Raw genomic sequence first — 15,250 nt, 5'->3', positions numbered from 1 at the left:
GTAGTGATCAGCCCTTCCCCAGCCAGCCGGCCAGCGCGTCACGGCAGGTGAATAGTTCGGCGATCAGGCAAAACTCGTCGTCGGCGTGTGCCTTGGCCGGGTCGCCCGGCCCGAAGTTGACCGCCGGAATGCCAAGTGCCGCGAAGCGGGCCACGTCGGTCCAGCCGAACTTCGCTGTCGGCTCGCCGCCCACGGCCGCCACGAAATCGACTGCCGCGGGCAGGTCGAGGCCCGGCCGGGCGCCGGGAGCTCCGTCGACCACGGTCAGTTCGTAGCCCGGCAGCACCGACCGGCAGTACTGCTCGGCATCGGCGAGGCTGCGGTGCGGGGCGAAGCGGTAGTTGACCATGACGGTGGCACGGTCGGGAATCACGTTGCCGGCGATCCCGCCGCTGATCGCCACGGCGTTGAGCCCCTCGTGGTAGCGCAGCCCGTCGACCACCGGTTGTTCGGGCTGGTGCGCGCGCAGCAGCGCGAGCACCTCGGCGAGGTCGTGAATGGCGTTGTGACCCATCCAGGCACGGGCCGAATGCGCTGCTCGTCCGGCGGTGGTCACCGTGAACCGCAGGGTGCCCTGGCAGCCGCCCTCGACCCGCGCGCTGGTCGGCTCCATCAACACGGCGAAGTCGCCGGCCAGCAGCTCGGGGCGGGTCGCCGCGATACGGGTGAGCGAATTGGCCGAAGCCTCGACCTCTTCGTGGTCGTAGAAGATCCAGGTCAGGTCGCGCGGCGGCGCGGTTGTGGCCACCGCGACCGCGAGCATGACCGCGACGCCGCCCTTCATGTCGCAACTGCCGCGGCCGTAGATGCGACCGCCCTCAATGCTGGACGGCAGGTTGCCGGCCACCGGAACGGTGTCGAGGTGACCGGCAATCACCACCCGTTCGGGTCGGCCCAGGCTGGTGCGGGCGATCACGGTGTCACCGTCGCGCAGCACTTCGAGATGGTCGTGCCCGCTCAGCGCCGCCTGCACCTGATCGGCCAGTTCGCGTTCGTTGCCGCTGACCGATTCGATGTCGACGATGGCGCGAAACAGGGCGACGAGGTCGCCGTGCGGGTCGAGGCTCATGGCCATGACCCTAGCGCCGCGGGAGTTGTCGCAGGCGCCAGGTAGGCTGGCCGGCATGACCGACACCCGCTCTGCCTGGGGTTGGGGGCTGGCCAGCGTCCATGCCTCGGGCCAGGTTCTCGACACCTGGTTTCCCGCGCCGCAGCTCGGCCAGGCGGCCACCGGCACTGCACCCCAGCAACTGGTCGCCGCTCAACTGGACGACCCCGAGCGGGGCGTGCACACCGAGGCGGTGCTGGTCGAGATCGACCTCGACCAGCCGCCGGCGTCCACCCCCGACGCGTACCTGCGGCTGCATCTGCTCAGCCACCGGCTGGTCCGGCCGCGCGCGGTGAACCTCGACGGCGTGTTCGGCGTCCTGCCCAACGTGGTGTGGACCTCGGCCGGGCCGTGTGCGGTCGACGGCTTCGAAGACGTCCGGGTGGCGTTGAAGGTGAGCCGGGGCCACCTGACCGTTTTCGGCGTCGACAAATTCCCCCGGCTGGTCGACTACGTGATTCCCTCGGGGGTGCGCATCGCCGACGCCGACCGGGTGCGCTTGGGGGCGCACCTGGCGCCGGGCACGACGGTGATGCACGAGGGTTTCGTCAACTACAACGCCGGCACACTGGGCGCATCCATGGTCGAGGGCCGGATCTCGGCCGGGGTGATCGTGGGCGACGGCAGCGACATCGGCGGTGGGGCGTCCATCATGGGCACGCTGTCGGGGGGCGGCAAAGAGATGGTGACCATCGGCGAGCGCTGCTTGCTCGGGGCCGAGTCGGGGCTGGGCATCTCGCTGGGCGACGACTGCACGATCGAGTCGGGCCTGTACGTGACGGCCGGCACCAAGGTGACCATGCCCGACGGCACCGTGCTGAAGGCGCGTGAATTGTCGGGCCGCAGCAACTTGTTGTTCATTCGCAACTCGCTCACCGGCGCTGTGCAGGTGCGTCCACGCTCCGGTGGATCGTTCGAGTTGAACGCCGCCCTGCACGCAAACTGAACCGTGCGACCGAAATGGCCGCGCATTCTGCTGGCACTGGCCCTGGTGCCGGTGTTGTGCGGGCTGGCCTGGGCGACCCTGGAGCTGTGGTCGAACACCGCCAAGCAACCGCTGCCGCTCGACGACCAGTGCGTCGCCACCATGGACGGCGCCAGCGTCGCCGTCACCCTGGAACAGGCACACAACGCGGCCCTGATCAGCGCCGTCGGACTGCGCCGTGGGCTGCCGACCAAGGCGGTCACCATCGCGCTGGCCACGGCGTACCAGGAGTCGGGCATGCGCAACCTCGACTACGGGCACGCCGACTCGATCGGCCTATTTCAGCAGCGGCCCAGTAAGGGCTGGGGCACGGTCAAGCAGATCATGAACCCCTACTACAGCGCGGGAAAGTTCTACAGCGCCTTGGTCCGGGTGAAGGGCTGGCGCACCGGCGACGTCAATGACGTAGCGCAGGCGGTGCAGCGCAGCGCCTACCCGAACGCCTACCGCAAGCACGTCAGCAAGGCGCAGGTGTTGGCCGCGGCGCTGACCGGCCGCGAACCCGGCACCTTCAGTTGCAAGGTGAGCAAACCCGGCAAGGCGGGCCCCGACGCCCTGGCGGCGCTGGTGCGCAAGAGCCTGGCCGACGAGGTGACGGTGACCCGCACCGACCAGGGCGTCCTGATCGAGGCCAACACCCGGCAGCGGGCCTGGGCGGCAGCCCAGCTGGTGGTGGCCTACGCCGACGCCCACGGCGTCCGGCGGGTGAGCCTGGGCGGCGCCGACTGGGTGCTGAGCACCGGCACCCTGGCCGCCTGGACGGGCAGCGGCGGCAGCAGCAGGATCGTCACCGTCGGCTTCGGCTGAACCGTCCAGAACCGTCCCCGACGGTTCAGGGGACGGTTCTGTTTGGTTCAGCTCAACCTGGACGCCGCGGCAGCGATCCGCTCGTCGGTGGCAGTGAGGCCGACCCGCACGAAATCGCCCGATTCGGGGCCGTAGAAGTCGCCGGGAGCGACCAGGATGCCGCGTTCGGCCAGCCAGTCGACGCTGCTGCGGCCGGGTTCGTCGCGGGAGCACCACAGGTAGAGCGAGCCCTCGGAGTGCTCGATGCGAAAGCCGGACGCCTCCAGCGCCGGCCGGAGCACGTCCCGGCGCCGCCGGTACCGCTCCCGTTGCTCGGTGACGTGGGTCGAATCGGCGAGCAGTGCGGCCATCGCGGCCTGCACCGGGCCCGGGACGATGCCGCCGGCATGCTTGCGCAGCTCACGCAGATCGCTGACCAGTTCGGTGTCGCCGGCGACGAACCCGGCCCGGTACCCGGCCAGGTTCGAGCGCTTGGATAGCGAGAACACCGCCAGCAGGCCGTCCAGAACACCGCCGTTGACGCTACGGTGCAGCACCGAGACCGGCTCGGCGTCCCAGCCGAATTCGCCGTAGCACTCGTCGGAGGCCAGCACCGCGCCGCGTTCGCGGCAGTACCGCACCCAGGCCGCCAATTCGTCGGCGGACAGGATCACGCCGTGCGGGTTGGCCGGCGAGTTGATCCAGACCAGCGCCGGGCGCAGGTCGGCGATCTCCGCCGGGTCGTCGCAGGCCACCACGGCCGCACCCACCAACCGGACGCCGACCTCGTAGGTCGGGTAGGCGATCCGCGGGATCACCACGACATCGTCCGGCCCCAGGCCCAGCAGGTGCGGCAGCGCGGCAACCAGCTCCTTGGTGCCGATCACCGGAAGCACACCTTCGTCGTCGACCGGAACGCTCGCCCAGCGGTCGGCGAGGTGATTGACGATGGCGGATCGCAGGGCAGGCGTGCCCCAGGTGGTCGGGTAGCCGGGCGCGTCGGAGGCCGCGGCCAACACCCGGCGTCCCAACTCAGGCGTCGGATCGACCGGGGTTCCCACCGAGAGGTCGACGATGCCGTCGGGGTGCTGCTGGGCGCGAGCCTTGGCACCCGCCAGGGAATCCCAGGGGAAGTCCGGCAGGCTGCGGTCGCGGAGCCTCACTCGCCCTGCGGCGGCAGGCCGAGCACGTACTCGTGGTCGGCGTCGATCGGGCCCATCTTCGCCGCCCCGCCGGGCGACCCGACGGTGTCGAAGAAGTTCACGTTGACGTCGTAGAAGACCTTCTGGTCACTGGGAACGTCGTCTTCGTAGTAGATGGCCTCGACCGGGCAGACCGGCTCACAGGCGCCACAGTCGACGCACTCGTCGGGCTGGATGTACAGCATCCGGTTGCCCTCGTAGATGCAATCCACGGGACACTCCTCAACGCAAGCCAGGTCTTTGATGTCGACGCAGGGCTGCGTGATGATGTACGTCACTTCGAATCCTCTCGAATGTCTCGCGTGTCGTGCTCGAACGCCGACACTCTACCGCGCAGACCTGCATGGCGAACGGGGGTGCCCATGGACGCGATCGGCCGCCTGTGCCCGCCGCTGCGAGTCGGCGAGCGGGTGACGCTACGCCTGGGTAAGCCGACCCGTGACCTGATCGGCTTCGTGGTGGCGCTGCGCCCGCTGACCATCGAAGACCGGCACGGTCGGCTGCACGAGATCCCGGACGGCACGGTACAAGCCGCCCGCCGGGTGTCGCCCGCGCTGGGCCGCGACCCGGGCACAGCCCCCCGCGAGCTGCTGGACGACCTGGCCCGCCGGGCCGGGCTGACCGGCGAACCGAGACTGCACCGGATCAGCGACCTGCTGGCCGGACGCCCCGCCCCCGCCACGGTGTTCGCCGCACGAGGCGACTGGGCCGACGGCAGCCACCGCGCCCGGGTGGAAGGTGAATGGCTGACCACCGACGTGACCGAACCCGAGCTGCTGGTGGACCTGTGCTGGTGGGCGACCCGACAGAACGCGCGAAGCGTCCAGGTGCGCGGCTGAACCAGCGGCTCAGGGAAGCACTGCGCAACGCAACCATCGCCGGTTGAGTTCCGTGGCACTCCCCTCTGCCACGACGGCAACTTTGAGGTCTCGACAGGCTCGACCAGCGAGATTCAGCGCCGCTCGGCCGCCTCGACGCAGTTCCGAAACAGCATCGCGATGGTGGTGGGGCCGACCCCGCCGACCCGCGGGGTGATCCAGCCGGCCACCGCGTTGCAGGCCTCGTCGACGTCGGGCAGCAGCCGCCTGCCCTCGTAGCGGACGCCTCCGCCGACCACGACCCGTCCGGGGGTGAGGTGTTCGGGGCGCAGAATGCCGGGCACACCCGCGGCGGCGATCACGATGTCGGCGCGGCGGGTGTAGTCGGGCCAGTTCGGCACGCCGGTGTGCACCACGGTGACCGCGGCGTTGCCGCCGGGGCGCTTGAGCGACAGCAGCATCGACAACGGACGGCCCAGGGTGAAGCCGCGGCCCAGGATCACCACATCGCGGCCGGCCACGGGGATCTCGTAGAACTGCAGCAGCGCCTCGATACCGGCCGGGGTGCACGGCAGCGGGCCGGACATACCCAGCGCCAGCCGGCCCATGTTCACCGGGTGGGCACCGTCGGCGTCCTTGTCGGGGTCGAGCTCGGCCAGCGCCGCCTCGTAGTCGAGATGGCCGGGGATCGGGTGCTGAATCAGCACCGCGTCGACGGAGTCGTCGGCGTTGAAGTCGCGGATCGCGGCCACCAGATCGGCCTGTCGGGCGTCACCGGGCAGTTCCACGTGACGCCCGCCGAAGCCCAGGTCGGCAGCCCGATTCTGCTTCATTCGAATGTAGCCGGCCGACGCCGAGTCGTCGCCGACCAGGATCGTTCCCAAGCCCGGGTTACGGCCCGCCGCCCGCAGCGCCGCGATGCGCGGCCCAAGGTCGGCGAAAACGGCATCGGCAACCGGCTTGCCCGGCATCATCACGGCGCTCACGTCGAATCAGCCTACGCGCTGAAGTCAGCGCTTCTCGCCACTCAGGGCTTCGTGCCACAGGCCACCGGAGTCAGGCTGTGGTAGCCCCGCCGGAACGGCTCGGCCTTGACCAGCTTCGTGCCCTGGCAGAACAGCCGCCTGTGGGTGATGTCGAAGCCGTTCATGGCGCTCTGCGCGATGCAGCCCGGCGACTCGTCGTACCGGGCCGGCCCGAGCGCCCGGTGGTTGCTGCGCACCGGGGTGGACGCCTTGATCGTGGACGACATCTCGACGCCTCAGCCATGGCGGGGGTGCTGCTGGCGGTCGCGCAACTGGCCCCATGCCAAGCGACCGGTGAAAGGCCGACGCTCAGTCGTCAGCGCCCCTGGCCGGCGTGGAGCTCGATGCCAAAAGGCAGTGAGAGCGCGCCGGTGGCGGCCACCCCGAGCTGCCCGGCAACCGTCTCGATCACGGTGTCGAGGTCGAACCGGCGGCTCGGCAGCGTGACCGCGGTGGCCACCTGCTCGCTCGACTCGGCCGGCCGGAACTGGCTCAGAAAGCCCAGCTTCGACACCGATCGCACAGTGACGTCGGCGGTCTTCACACCGGCCAGCTCGGCCGCCCGGTCGATCGCCAGGCCCATGCCCCCGAGGTGATCGATCAGGCCACGCTCGCGAGCGTCCGCACCCGTCCAGACCCGGCCCCGAGCCAAGGGTTCGAGCACCTCGATGGCCATCTTCCGGTCGGCGGCCGCCTTGCCGGTGAAGTCGGCATAGATCTCGTCGAGCCGGCGATCGAGCGCGACCCACTGCTCGTCGGTGAACCGGCTGTTCGGTGACAGGTAGCTGGCCCAGGCGCCCGAACTGACGTCGTGCAGCACCAGCCCCAACTTCTGCTTCAGCTCGGTGATCACGAATTTTCCGGCCAGCACGCCGATCGAACCGGTCAGCGTGGTGGGCTGCGCCACGATCTCGTTGGCCGGCATCGACACGAAGTAGCCGCCCGAGGCCGCCACGTCGGCCATGCAGGCCACCACCGGGCGCCCCGTCTCACGCAGCCGCAGCACCTCGCGGCGAATCGCATCCGAGGCGACGGCCGAGCCGCCGGGCGAATCGACCCGCAGCACCACCGCCTTGACCGACGGGTCGGCGCCCGCCGCCCGCAGGTGGGAGCAGACCACCGACGAGGCGGCGATCGGCTGGCTGCCCTGGCGCTGCGGACGCCCGGTGACGATCGAGCCGCGCACCTCGACGATCGCGATCGCCGGCTTGGTGCGGCTCTCGACAAGGTCACGGACCACCGAGGGCTGGACGTGCCGCTGCACGTAGCGCAGCCCGGCCTTTGCACCGGCCCAGGCGGTTCGGGCCGCGGCGTAGACCTCGTCGCGGTAGCCCACGTGGTCGATCAGGCCGTGCTGCAGGGCCTGGTCGGCGGTCAGCACGCCCGCGTCGACACTGCCCCAGACCTGCTCGACGCTGCGACCGCGACGTTGTGCGATGGCGCCCACCGCCCAGTGCGTGATCGAGTTGGCGATCTGCTGAATCATCTCGGCGTTCGCCGCCGAAATCTCGTGCGCGGCGTAGGTGTCGGCGGCGGTCTTGAATTCTTTGCGCTGACCGAACTGGGGCTCGACGCCCAGCTTGTCGAAGCCGCCGCGCAGCAGGGTGATCTGGGCCCGCACACCGCCCAGGCCGCACTCGCCGCTGGGCTGCAGCCAAATCTGATCGGCATGGGCGGCCAGCAGGTACGGCAACAGCGCGGTGCCGAACTCGCCGAACGACGCGGTGTGCGCCCACACCGGCTTGTGCTCGCCGAACCCCGCCAGCAGATCGGCCAGTTCGCAGCACTGGGCGGCGGTGAGCTGGCAGGTGCCGATGTGCACCAGCAGGCCCAGCACCGCGTCATCGGACGCCGCCCGGCGCAGCCCGTCGCGCAGTGCCTTCATGGTGGGCGCGTTGATCAGCTTGAGTGCCTCCAGCGGGTTCGCCGGGGGTGCGCTGAGCACCGAGAAGTCGAGATCGAGCTCGAGAATGACCCCTTCGCCGGCCGGGGACGTGCGAAACAAGGACGACAGCGTGCCGAGAGAATGCATGCCAGCAAGCCTATGCGGCGGTCGGCCCGGGTGAGGGCGCGTCGAGACCCTCGGACGCCTCGGGCGCAGCCACCCACCCACTGCCCTGCCGCGGCCCGTCCTGACGCGAACATTCCGGCACTGTGCGCGCGTCGCAGCCACCGTGCGGCCACCCCAGGTTCAGAGTGGAGGTGTGACTACCTCCACGTGGCTGCGAACCGTTGCGCTGACGGCCGGGTTGGCTCTGGCCGTGACGGGCTGCGCCAAGACCCAACCCGGCGCCTTACCCGGCAGCACTGCCACGCGCACGGCGAGCGACGAGACCCCCGCACCGAGCGCGACGCCGACGCCGTCCGAGACCGCCCCGACGACCACCACACCGTCGGGGTCGACCAGCCCGACGCCGAGCCCCACCGGCAGTTCGGGCCCGGCGGTCAAGGCCGGCGGCACGCTGAAGCTCTACGCCCAGGCCAGCAAGAAGCTGGCCGGTACCTGCCAGAGCAAGGCCGGTGACCCGACGCTGACGGTTGCCGATCACAAGAACGACTTCTTCAACACCATCGACGTCACCTTGGTGCTCACCGGCACCAGGAAGTCGGTGTCGAGCCTCACCATTGCCCTGGGCGAAGACTCCGAGCTGATCACCCGCACCCTCACCTATCACGCCACCGGCCCCGCCAGCGGAACCTCGGCCAAGCTGACCGTCAAGGGTGCCGCCTACACCGTGACCGGCAAGCTGGCCAGCGCCGAAGACGGAACGGCGGCCGGCACCATGCCGGTCACGCTCACCATTACCTGCGCGAGCACCCAATGGTGACTACGTGGCGATCGTGACCCCGACGGTTTTGCTCAGCGGGTCGTAGCCGGTCTTGCGGCCGGTCACCCGCACGCTGACCTTCTTGCCCTTGTCTTTGCTGGTCAGCTTGTAGCCGGCCTTGGTCGCGCCCTTGATCGTGGTGTCGCCCCGGTACCACTGGTAGCTCAGCTTTACCGCTCCGGGGCCCCAGTTGCCACCGTGCACCGTGAGCGTGCGACCCGCCTTGCGCGTGCCGGTGATCGTTGGGGAGACCGGCTTCAGGGTGCCCTTGGCGACCGCGTCGGTGGCCGACGAGGCGCGGGTCACCGAGGTGTAGCCGCTGGCCTTGCCGGTCACCCGCACCGTGATCTTCTTGCCCGCCTCGGTGGCGTGCAGCAGCAGGGTGGCCTTGGTCGCCCCCTTGATGGCGGACGACCCCGCGTACCACTGGTAGCTCAACTTCACCGCGGTGGGCGTCCACTCGCCCGGCTTGGCCGTCAGTGTCGAGCCGACCTTCGCGGTGCCCGTGATGGTCGGGGTCGCGGCGGCGATCAGCTTCGGCACGGTGGCTGAGACCGCCGACGTGCGGCTCAGCGTCGAGTAGCCGGCCTTGGTGCCGGTCACCGTCACCTTCAGGGTCGAACCGGCGTCGGCGTCGGTCACGACGTAGCCGGCCTTGGTCGCGCCGTCGATCCTGGTGCTGCCGCGGTACCACTGGTAGGCCAGTGCGACCGGTGCGGGCTTCCAGGTACCGGGGGTGGCGGTCAGCGTCTGCCCGACCACGGCCTTGCCGCTCAGCTTGGGCGTCGGCGCGGCGGTCAGGTCGAGCAACGGCACGGTGACCGCGGCCGAGCTGCGCACCGTGGTGGTGTACAGCCGCTTGATGCCGGTGACCTGCACGCTCAGCGCCGAGCCGGCATCGGCCAGGGTGACGGCGTAGCTCGACTTGGTGGCGCTCTTGATCGCGGTGCTGCCGCGGTACCACTGGTAGCTGAGGCTGACCGAACCGGGGCCCCAGCTACCGGCGCTGGCCTTCAGCTTCTGCCCCACGACGGCTTTGCCGCTCACCGTGGGGGTCGGGGCGGTCAGGGTCATGTACAGCGCCGCCCAGGTGCTGTCGTCGGCGGTTCCGGTGACCGGACGTCCGGCGTCGGCCTGAAACTCCTCCACCGCATCGGCGGTGGCGGCACTGAAGCTCGACGACGTCGAGGTGGTGTAGCCGTTGGCCTTGAGCAGGGTGTGCAGCGCGGTGACCGATCTGCCCTCGGCGCCGCTGGAGATCTTGGTGGTCAGCGAGGTGAGCGTGATCGGGCCGGCCTCGCCGTCGACCTCGAGACCCTTGGCCTTCTGGAACCTCTTCACCGCCGCGACGGTCGCCGAGTCGAATTTGCCGGTGGTGGCGACGGTGTAGCCCGCTGACCCGAGCAGGTACTGGGTGGCGGTGACCTTGGCGCCCGAGTCGCCCGAGTCGAGCACCAGGTTGAACGGCACCACGTCGTAGTCGCGCAGGTCGTACTGGTCGATCAGCTTGTTCAGCTCGGCTGCGTAGTCGGACGCGTTCTTGGGCTGTTCCACCTTTGCGATGGCGGTCACGTAGGCCGGAATGTCGCCGATCACCGTGCGGGCGGCACTGTAGGCCGAGTCTTTGGCCACCGCGACGGCATGCGCAGCGAACGACTTGGTCAGCGAGCCGTACTTCGCGTAACTAGTGCCCGAGACGGTCACGCAACCGGTCTGGAAGGTGCTCGCGGCCGACGCGCTGACCCCGTCGCTGCCGGCCAGCACGAAGCTGGACAGCCGGCGCAGGCCGGCGTAGTAGCTGCGCTTCTTCCAGTACCTCAGGGTGCTGCGCACCACTCCGTAGGCGCTGGCCGCGGGCCTCGATGATGCGCCAGTCGCCGTTCGACAGCTTCTTGGTCAGCACGGCCACGTGGCCGATGCCGTTGGAGCGGGCCGGGTTGTTGCGCAGAAACACCAGGTCGCCCACCTTGGGTGATCCGGTGACCTTCTTGGTTGCGTTGTACTGTGCCGCGGCCAGGTCGGTGATGCGATTGCCGGAGCGTCCGTACAGCCACTCGACCAACTCGGAGCAGTCGAACTTCGCCGGGTCGGCGTTGCTGATCGACGCCTCGGCGCCGAGCACGTAGGGCTTGCCCACTTGAGCGTCGGCCAGCGCCGCGAACTGCTTGGCGGTCATCGAGGCGCTGCACCGGGTGTCGAAATAATTGTTCGCCTTATCGGACACCGACGAGGTGCCCCAGTCGCTGGCCACGATGGCCTGGGCGATCGACACCGAGGCCGGCACACCGTAGCTGCGCTGCGCCTTCTGGGCCGGGCTGACCACCTTGTCGATGAACTTCTGCTTGGCGCTCGCGCTGACGGTGGCGGCAGTTCCGCCGGACACGTCGATGAGCGCGACGCTCAGAGCCAACGCAACGCTGGCGGTCAGGGACAACACTCTCGACGGAAATCGCACACCATGTTGCTACCTACGCGGCGCGACGCGGAGCAAGGACGCACTTGAGGGTTGCTGTTCAGCTTCTCTTCAGGAAGCGCCGCCGACTAGGCGTTTCACCGCGTTCAATGCTCAAGTTGGCCTTCAGGGTTCACTCGAGGGTTGCATCACGGCGGCAGATCGGCCTGCCGAACCCCCGACGGCGCACCAGCCGTGCGCCGTCGGAGGCCAGCCTTGCCAACCAGGGTCGGCCGTGCCAGCCGGTGGTCAGCCGACCAGCGCCTTCGCTTTCGCCACCGCGGCGTCGGCGGTGATGCCGAACTTCTCGAACAGCAACGCGCCGTCAGCCGAGGCCCCGAAATGGTCGATGCCGACCGCTTCGGTGTTGGCGCCGAGCAGGTCTTTCCAGCCCACCGACACGCCCGCCTCGATGACCACCTTGGGAATCGCGGCCGGCAGCACCTGCTCGCGGTAGTCGTCGCTTTGATCCTGGAACCACTCGTAGCACGGCAGCGACACCACACGGGCCGCGATGCCGTCGGCCTCGAGCGCCTCGGCGGCCTTGACCGCCACCTGCAGCTCTGACCCGGTGCCGACCAGCACCACCTGCGGCTCGGCGGAGGCCTCCTTGAGCACGTAACCGCCCAGCGCGGTCTTCGACGCCGCCGCGAATCCGGTGCCCTCGGAGCGGTCGAAGATCGCCAGGTTCTGCCGCGACAGGATCAGCGCCGCCGGACGGTTCGTGGTGCGCAGGATCTGCGCCCACCCGTGCGCGGTCTCGTTGGCATCGCCGGGCCGCACCACGTCGATGTTCGGCATCAGCCGCAAGCTCATCACATGCTCGACCGGCTGGTGGGTGGGGCCGTCCTCGCCGACGCCGACCGAATCGTGGGTCCACACGAAGGTGGTCGGGGCGTGCGACAGCGCGGCCAGGCGGGGCGTGGTGCGCATGTAGTCGCTGAACACGAGGAAGGTGGCGCAGTAGACCCGGCTGAGCCCGTCCATGGTGATGGCGTTGGCGATATTGCCCATGGCGTGCTCGCGAATGCCGAAGTGCAGCGTGCGTCCGCCGGGGGCGCCGGTGAACTCGTGGCTGCTGCGCTCAGCGGGAATGAAGCTCTTGACCCCGGCCATGGTGGTGTTGTTCGAGCCGGCCAGGTCGGCCGAGCCACCCCACAGTTCGGGCACCGGCTGGGCCAGCGCCGACAGCACCTTGCCGCTGGCGGCCCGGGTGGCCATCGAACCCGGCTCGAACACCGGCAGCGCGGCGTCCAGGTCGGCCGGCGCCTCTTTGGCCAGCACCCGGTCGAGCAGCGCGGCCTGCTCGGGGTTGGCGGCCCGCCAGGCCGCGTAGCGCGGATCCCACTCGGCGCGCGCAGCCTGGGCCCGCGCGACGGCGTTGGCGCGGACGGCGTCGACGACCGCGGTGTCGATGGCGAACGGGGCGTCGGCGAAGCCGAGTTCGGCCTTCAGCGCGCTGATCTCGGCACCACCCAGCTTCGAACCGTGCACGCTGTGGTCGCCGGCCTTGGTGGGCAGCGGCCAGCCGATGACGGTGGTCACCTTGATGAAGTGCGGCTTGTCGGTGACGGCCTTGGCCCGCTCGAGCACGTCGTACAGCTCGGCCACCTTCTCTTCGTAGCTGGTGAAGCCGTTGGTGAAGTCGACGTGGTAGGTGTCCCAGCCGTAGGCGGCGTAGCGCGCCTGCACGTCTTCTGAGAAGGCGATCTGGGTGTCGCCCTCGATCGAGATGCGGTTGTCGTCGTAGATCAGGAACAGGTTGCCCAGGTTCTGGGTGGCGGCCAGCGACGACGCCTCACCCGAGACCCCCTCTTGCATGCAGCCGTCGCCGGCGATGCAGTAGACGTTGTGGTCGAACACCGACTCGCCGGGCACGGCCTGCGGGTCGTACAGCTCGCGCGAACGACGGGCGCTCATCGCGAAGCCGACCGCGTTGGCCACCCCGGCACCCAGCGGACCGGTGGTGCACTCCACGCCCTTGGTCAGGCCGAACTCGGGGTGCCCGGGGGTGAGCGAGCCCCAGGTGCGCAGGCTCGCGATGTCGTTCAGCTCGAGCCCGAAGCCGTTCAGGTACAACTGCGCGTACTGGGTCATCGACGAGTGGCCGGCCGAGAGCACGAACCGGTCGCGGCCCAGCCAGCGCGGCTCGGCGGGGTCGGCCTTCATCACCTTGGCGTAGAGCAGGTAGGCCACCGGGGCCAGCGAGACGGCGGTGCCCGGGTGGCCGTTGCCGACCTTCTCGACTGCGTCGGCGGCCAGCACGCGGGCGATGTCGACCGCCTTCGCGTCCTGCTCTGTCCAGGTGAGATTGCTCATGGGCGGTTCCCTTCGTCAGTCACGCCTCGCTGCGTGGAGGCGCCGGTGGTCCAAACAGCGCCAACCCTATTAGGGAATAGCTGATTTTCGCTGGTCGAGCGTGCCGAGACCCCGGACGTGCCGCCAAGGCAAAGGTTTCAACACGTTCAATCAGCGGCGGTCGCATTGGTCAGCGCCTGCGTAGCCTCCCGCCCGTCAGCTCTCCAGCGCCCGTCCGGCGTGTTCGGGCAGGAACAGTGCCGCGCCGGCGGCCAGCAGAAACGCGACGCCGAAGACCCCGAAGACCAACACCATGCCGCCGGCCGCCAGCAGCAACGGGACGCTCAGCGGGGCGATCATCGAGGCGATCCGGCCGAACGCGGCGGCGGCTCCGGTGCCCTTGCCGCGCACGGCGGTCGGGTACAGCTCGGGGCCGACCGCATACAGCGCCCCCCACGCTCCGAGGTTGAAGAACGACAGCGCACAACCGGTGACGATGATCAGCGTCTCGGTGCTGGCGAAGCCGAAGGCGGCGGCCGCGATCGCCGAACCGGCCAGGAACACCGCCAGCGTCAAGCGTCGCCCCCACTTCTCGATCAACCAGGCGGCCACGGCGTAGCCGGGCAGTTGGGCCAGCGTGATGATCAGGGTGAACTCGAAGCTGCGCACCAGCGGAAACCCGCGTTGCACCAGCAGGGTCGGAATCCAGATGAACGCGCCGTAGTAGCTCAGGTTGATGCAGAACCACACCGCCCACAGCGCGGTGGTGCGGGTGCGGTAGGCGGGCGACCAGATCGAGTCGGTGGCCGCCGCCGTCGCCGGCGACGCGTCGGGGCTGGGCACGGGTTCGACCCCGGCGGCCTGTTCGAAACCCCGGACGGCCGACTCGGCCTGCGCGGTGCGGCCTTTCGACTCCAGAAACCGGACGGACTCGGGCAGGCTCCAGCGAATCACCGCCGCATAGACCGTGGGAACGATGCCCACCGCCAACGCCCAGCGCCAGCCGTCGGCACCGGAGGGAACGACCAGGTAGCCGATCAGTGCCGCCAGGATCCAGCCGATGGCCCAGAACGCCTCCAGTGCCACCACCACCCGGCCGCGGATCGCCCTGGGGGCGTATTCGCTGACCAGCGTCGATGCCACCGGCAGTTCGGCGCCCAGCCCGATGCCGACGACGAACCGCAGCACGATCAGCGCCGCCACCGAGGTGGCCAGAGCCGATGCCCCGGTGGCTACGCCGTACACCAGCAAGGTGAGGGCGAACACCTGGCGGCGTCCGATCCGGTCGGCGAGCAGACCGCCCAGCGAAGCTCCGATGGCCATGCCGACGAACCCGATGGAGCCGATCCACGACAGGGTCGTCGCGTCGAGCTTCCACTGGGCGGCCAGCGCGGCCATCACGAACGAGATCAGCCCGACGTCCATGGCGTCCAGCGCCCAGCCGATGCCGGAGCCGACCAGCAGCCGTCCGTGCTTGCGGGTGAAGGGCAGCCGGTCGAGTCGCTCGGAGCGGGTGAGCGACTTCGCGACGACGGGATCGGCCATTATTGGTCCCTCCTGCAAATAATGCTGCCAGGAGTCTAGAGGTTCCGCCGGTAGGGCTGTCGAGAGGTCTCCACCGCAGAGAGCCGGGGTCACGGTGGAGCAACTCGCCGGGGGCCGGTTGAGCCACCACCCATGCCTCTACGGAACCACTGATCAACCCGAGCACCGCTGGTTGAGCTTGTCGAAACCAACAAGATGCAGTG

The 15,250-nt window shown here is 69.6% G+C and carries 14 protein-coding genes; 4 read left to right on the top strand and 10 right to left on the bottom strand.

The genetic code is table 11. The features are described 5' to 3' along the window. Positions 1 to 7: 7 nt before the first annotated feature. Positions 8 to 1,069 (bottom strand): succinyl-diaminopimelate desuccinylase, encoded by a 1,062-nt coding sequence (gene dapE / locus QM721_RS11725; protein WP_415122180.1) that lies wholly within the window; start codon positions 1,067 to 1,069, stop codon positions 8 to 10. Positions 1,070 to 1,124: 55 nt separating this feature from the next. Here dapE and dapD point away from each other — a divergent pair, with 55 nt between their 5' ends. Together dapD and QM721_RS11715 are read left to right on the top strand one after the other, a co-directional pair. Next, positions 1,125 to 2,054, top strand: a complete 930-nt coding sequence (gene dapD / locus QM721_RS11720; RefSeq protein WP_415122178.1) for a 2,3,4,5-tetrahydropyridine-2,6-dicarboxylate N-succinyltransferase — start codon at positions 1,125 to 1,127, stop codon at positions 2,052 to 2,054. 3 nt (positions 2,055 to 2,057) lie between these two features. Further along, on the top strand, positions 2,058 to 2,900 hold the full coding sequence (locus tag QM721_RS11715) for a hypothetical protein (RefSeq protein WP_415122176.1): 843 nt from the start codon (positions 2,058 to 2,060) through the stop codon (positions 2,898 to 2,900). A 47-nt stretch (positions 2,901 to 2,947) separates the two neighbouring features. On the opposite strand, the gene dapC is transcribed toward QM721_RS11715, so the two are convergent. Then, positions 2,948 to 4,042 (bottom strand): succinyldiaminopimelate transaminase, encoded by a 1,095-nt coding sequence (gene dapC, locus QM721_RS11710; RefSeq protein ID WP_415122174.1) that lies wholly within the window; start codon positions 4,040 to 4,042, stop codon positions 2,948 to 2,950. After that, positions 4,039 to 4,359: a ferredoxin gene (gene fdxA, locus QM721_RS11705; RefSeq protein ID WP_415122172.1), complete on the bottom strand. Its 321-nt coding sequence runs from the start codon at positions 4,357 to 4,359 to the stop codon at positions 4,039 to 4,041. Before fdxA ends, dapC begins: the two co-directional genes overlap by 4 nt. A gap of 84 nt (positions 4,360 to 4,443) precedes the next feature. On the opposite strand from fdxA, the gene QM721_RS11700 reads away from it, so the two are divergent. Next, on the top strand, positions 4,444 to 4,920 hold the full coding sequence (locus tag QM721_RS11700) for a hypothetical protein (protein ID WP_415122170.1): 477 nt from the start codon (positions 4,444 to 4,446) through the stop codon (positions 4,918 to 4,920). 113 nt (positions 4,921 to 5,033) lie between these two features. On the opposite strand, the gene QM721_RS11695 is transcribed toward QM721_RS11700, so the two are convergent. The 3 genes from QM721_RS11695 to sppA form a co-directional block, all read right to left on the bottom strand. Further along, complete coding sequence (locus tag QM721_RS11695; RefSeq protein ID WP_415122168.1) at positions 5,034 to 5,885, bottom strand: bifunctional 5,10-methylenetetrahydrofolate dehydrogenase/5,10-methenyltetrahydrofolate cyclohydrolase; 852 nt, start codon at positions 5,883 to 5,885, stop codon at positions 5,034 to 5,036. Between the two features lie 41 nt (positions 5,886 to 5,926). Next, the gene (locus QM721_RS11690; protein WP_415122166.1) at positions 5,927 to 6,151 is read right to left on the bottom strand and encodes a hypothetical protein; all 225 of its coding nucleotides are present in this window, start codon (positions 6,149 to 6,151) and stop codon (positions 5,927 to 5,929) included. 89 nt (positions 6,152 to 6,240) lie between these two features. Then, positions 6,241 to 7,956 carry a signal peptide peptidase SppA gene (gene sppA, locus QM721_RS11685; RefSeq protein ID WP_415122164.1) on the bottom strand — a complete coding sequence of 572 codons (1,716 nt, stop codon included), beginning with the start codon at positions 7,954 to 7,956 and terminating at the stop codon, positions 6,241 to 6,243. Positions 7,957 to 8,128: 172 nt separating this feature from the next. Between sppA and QM721_RS11680 the strand changes: the two genes are divergently transcribed. Beyond that, a complete protein-coding gene (locus tag QM721_RS11680; RefSeq protein ID WP_415122162.1) occupies positions 8,129 to 8,752 on the top strand; it encodes a lipoprotein LpqH in 624 nt (207 codons plus the stop codon). Here the strand turns inward: QM721_RS11680 and QM721_RS11675 are convergent, their stop codons facing one another. From QM721_RS11675 to QM721_RS11660, 4 genes are all read right to left on the bottom strand, one after another. After that, on the bottom strand, positions 8,753 to 10,207 hold the full coding sequence (locus QM721_RS11675) for a peptidoglycan-binding protein (protein WP_415122475.1): 1,455 nt from the start codon (positions 10,205 to 10,207) through the stop codon (positions 8,753 to 8,755). A 229-nt stretch (positions 10,208 to 10,436) separates the two neighbouring features. Next, the gene (locus tag QM721_RS11670) at positions 10,437 to 11,162 is read right to left on the bottom strand and encodes a C40 family peptidase (RefSeq protein ID WP_415122160.1); all 726 of its coding nucleotides are present in this window, start codon (positions 11,160 to 11,162) and stop codon (positions 10,437 to 10,439) included. Between the two features lie 291 nt (positions 11,163 to 11,453). Next, entirely contained in the window at positions 11,454 to 13,523 is a 2,070-nt protein-coding gene (gene tkt / locus QM721_RS11665; protein WP_415122158.1) for a transketolase, read from the bottom strand. Between the two features lie 195 nt (positions 13,524 to 13,718). Beyond that, complete coding sequence (locus tag QM721_RS11660; protein WP_415122156.1) at positions 13,719 to 15,047, bottom strand: MFS transporter; 1,329 nt, start codon at positions 15,045 to 15,047, stop codon at positions 13,719 to 13,721. Positions 15,048 to 15,250 lie beyond the last annotated feature (203 nt).

This window comes from Micropruina sp. (genome assembly GCF_047602085.1).
GTDB lineage: Bacteria > Actinomycetota > Actinomycetes > Propionibacteriales > Propionibacteriaceae > Micropruina.
This window is presented reverse-complemented; position numbering and strand designations above follow the sequence as displayed.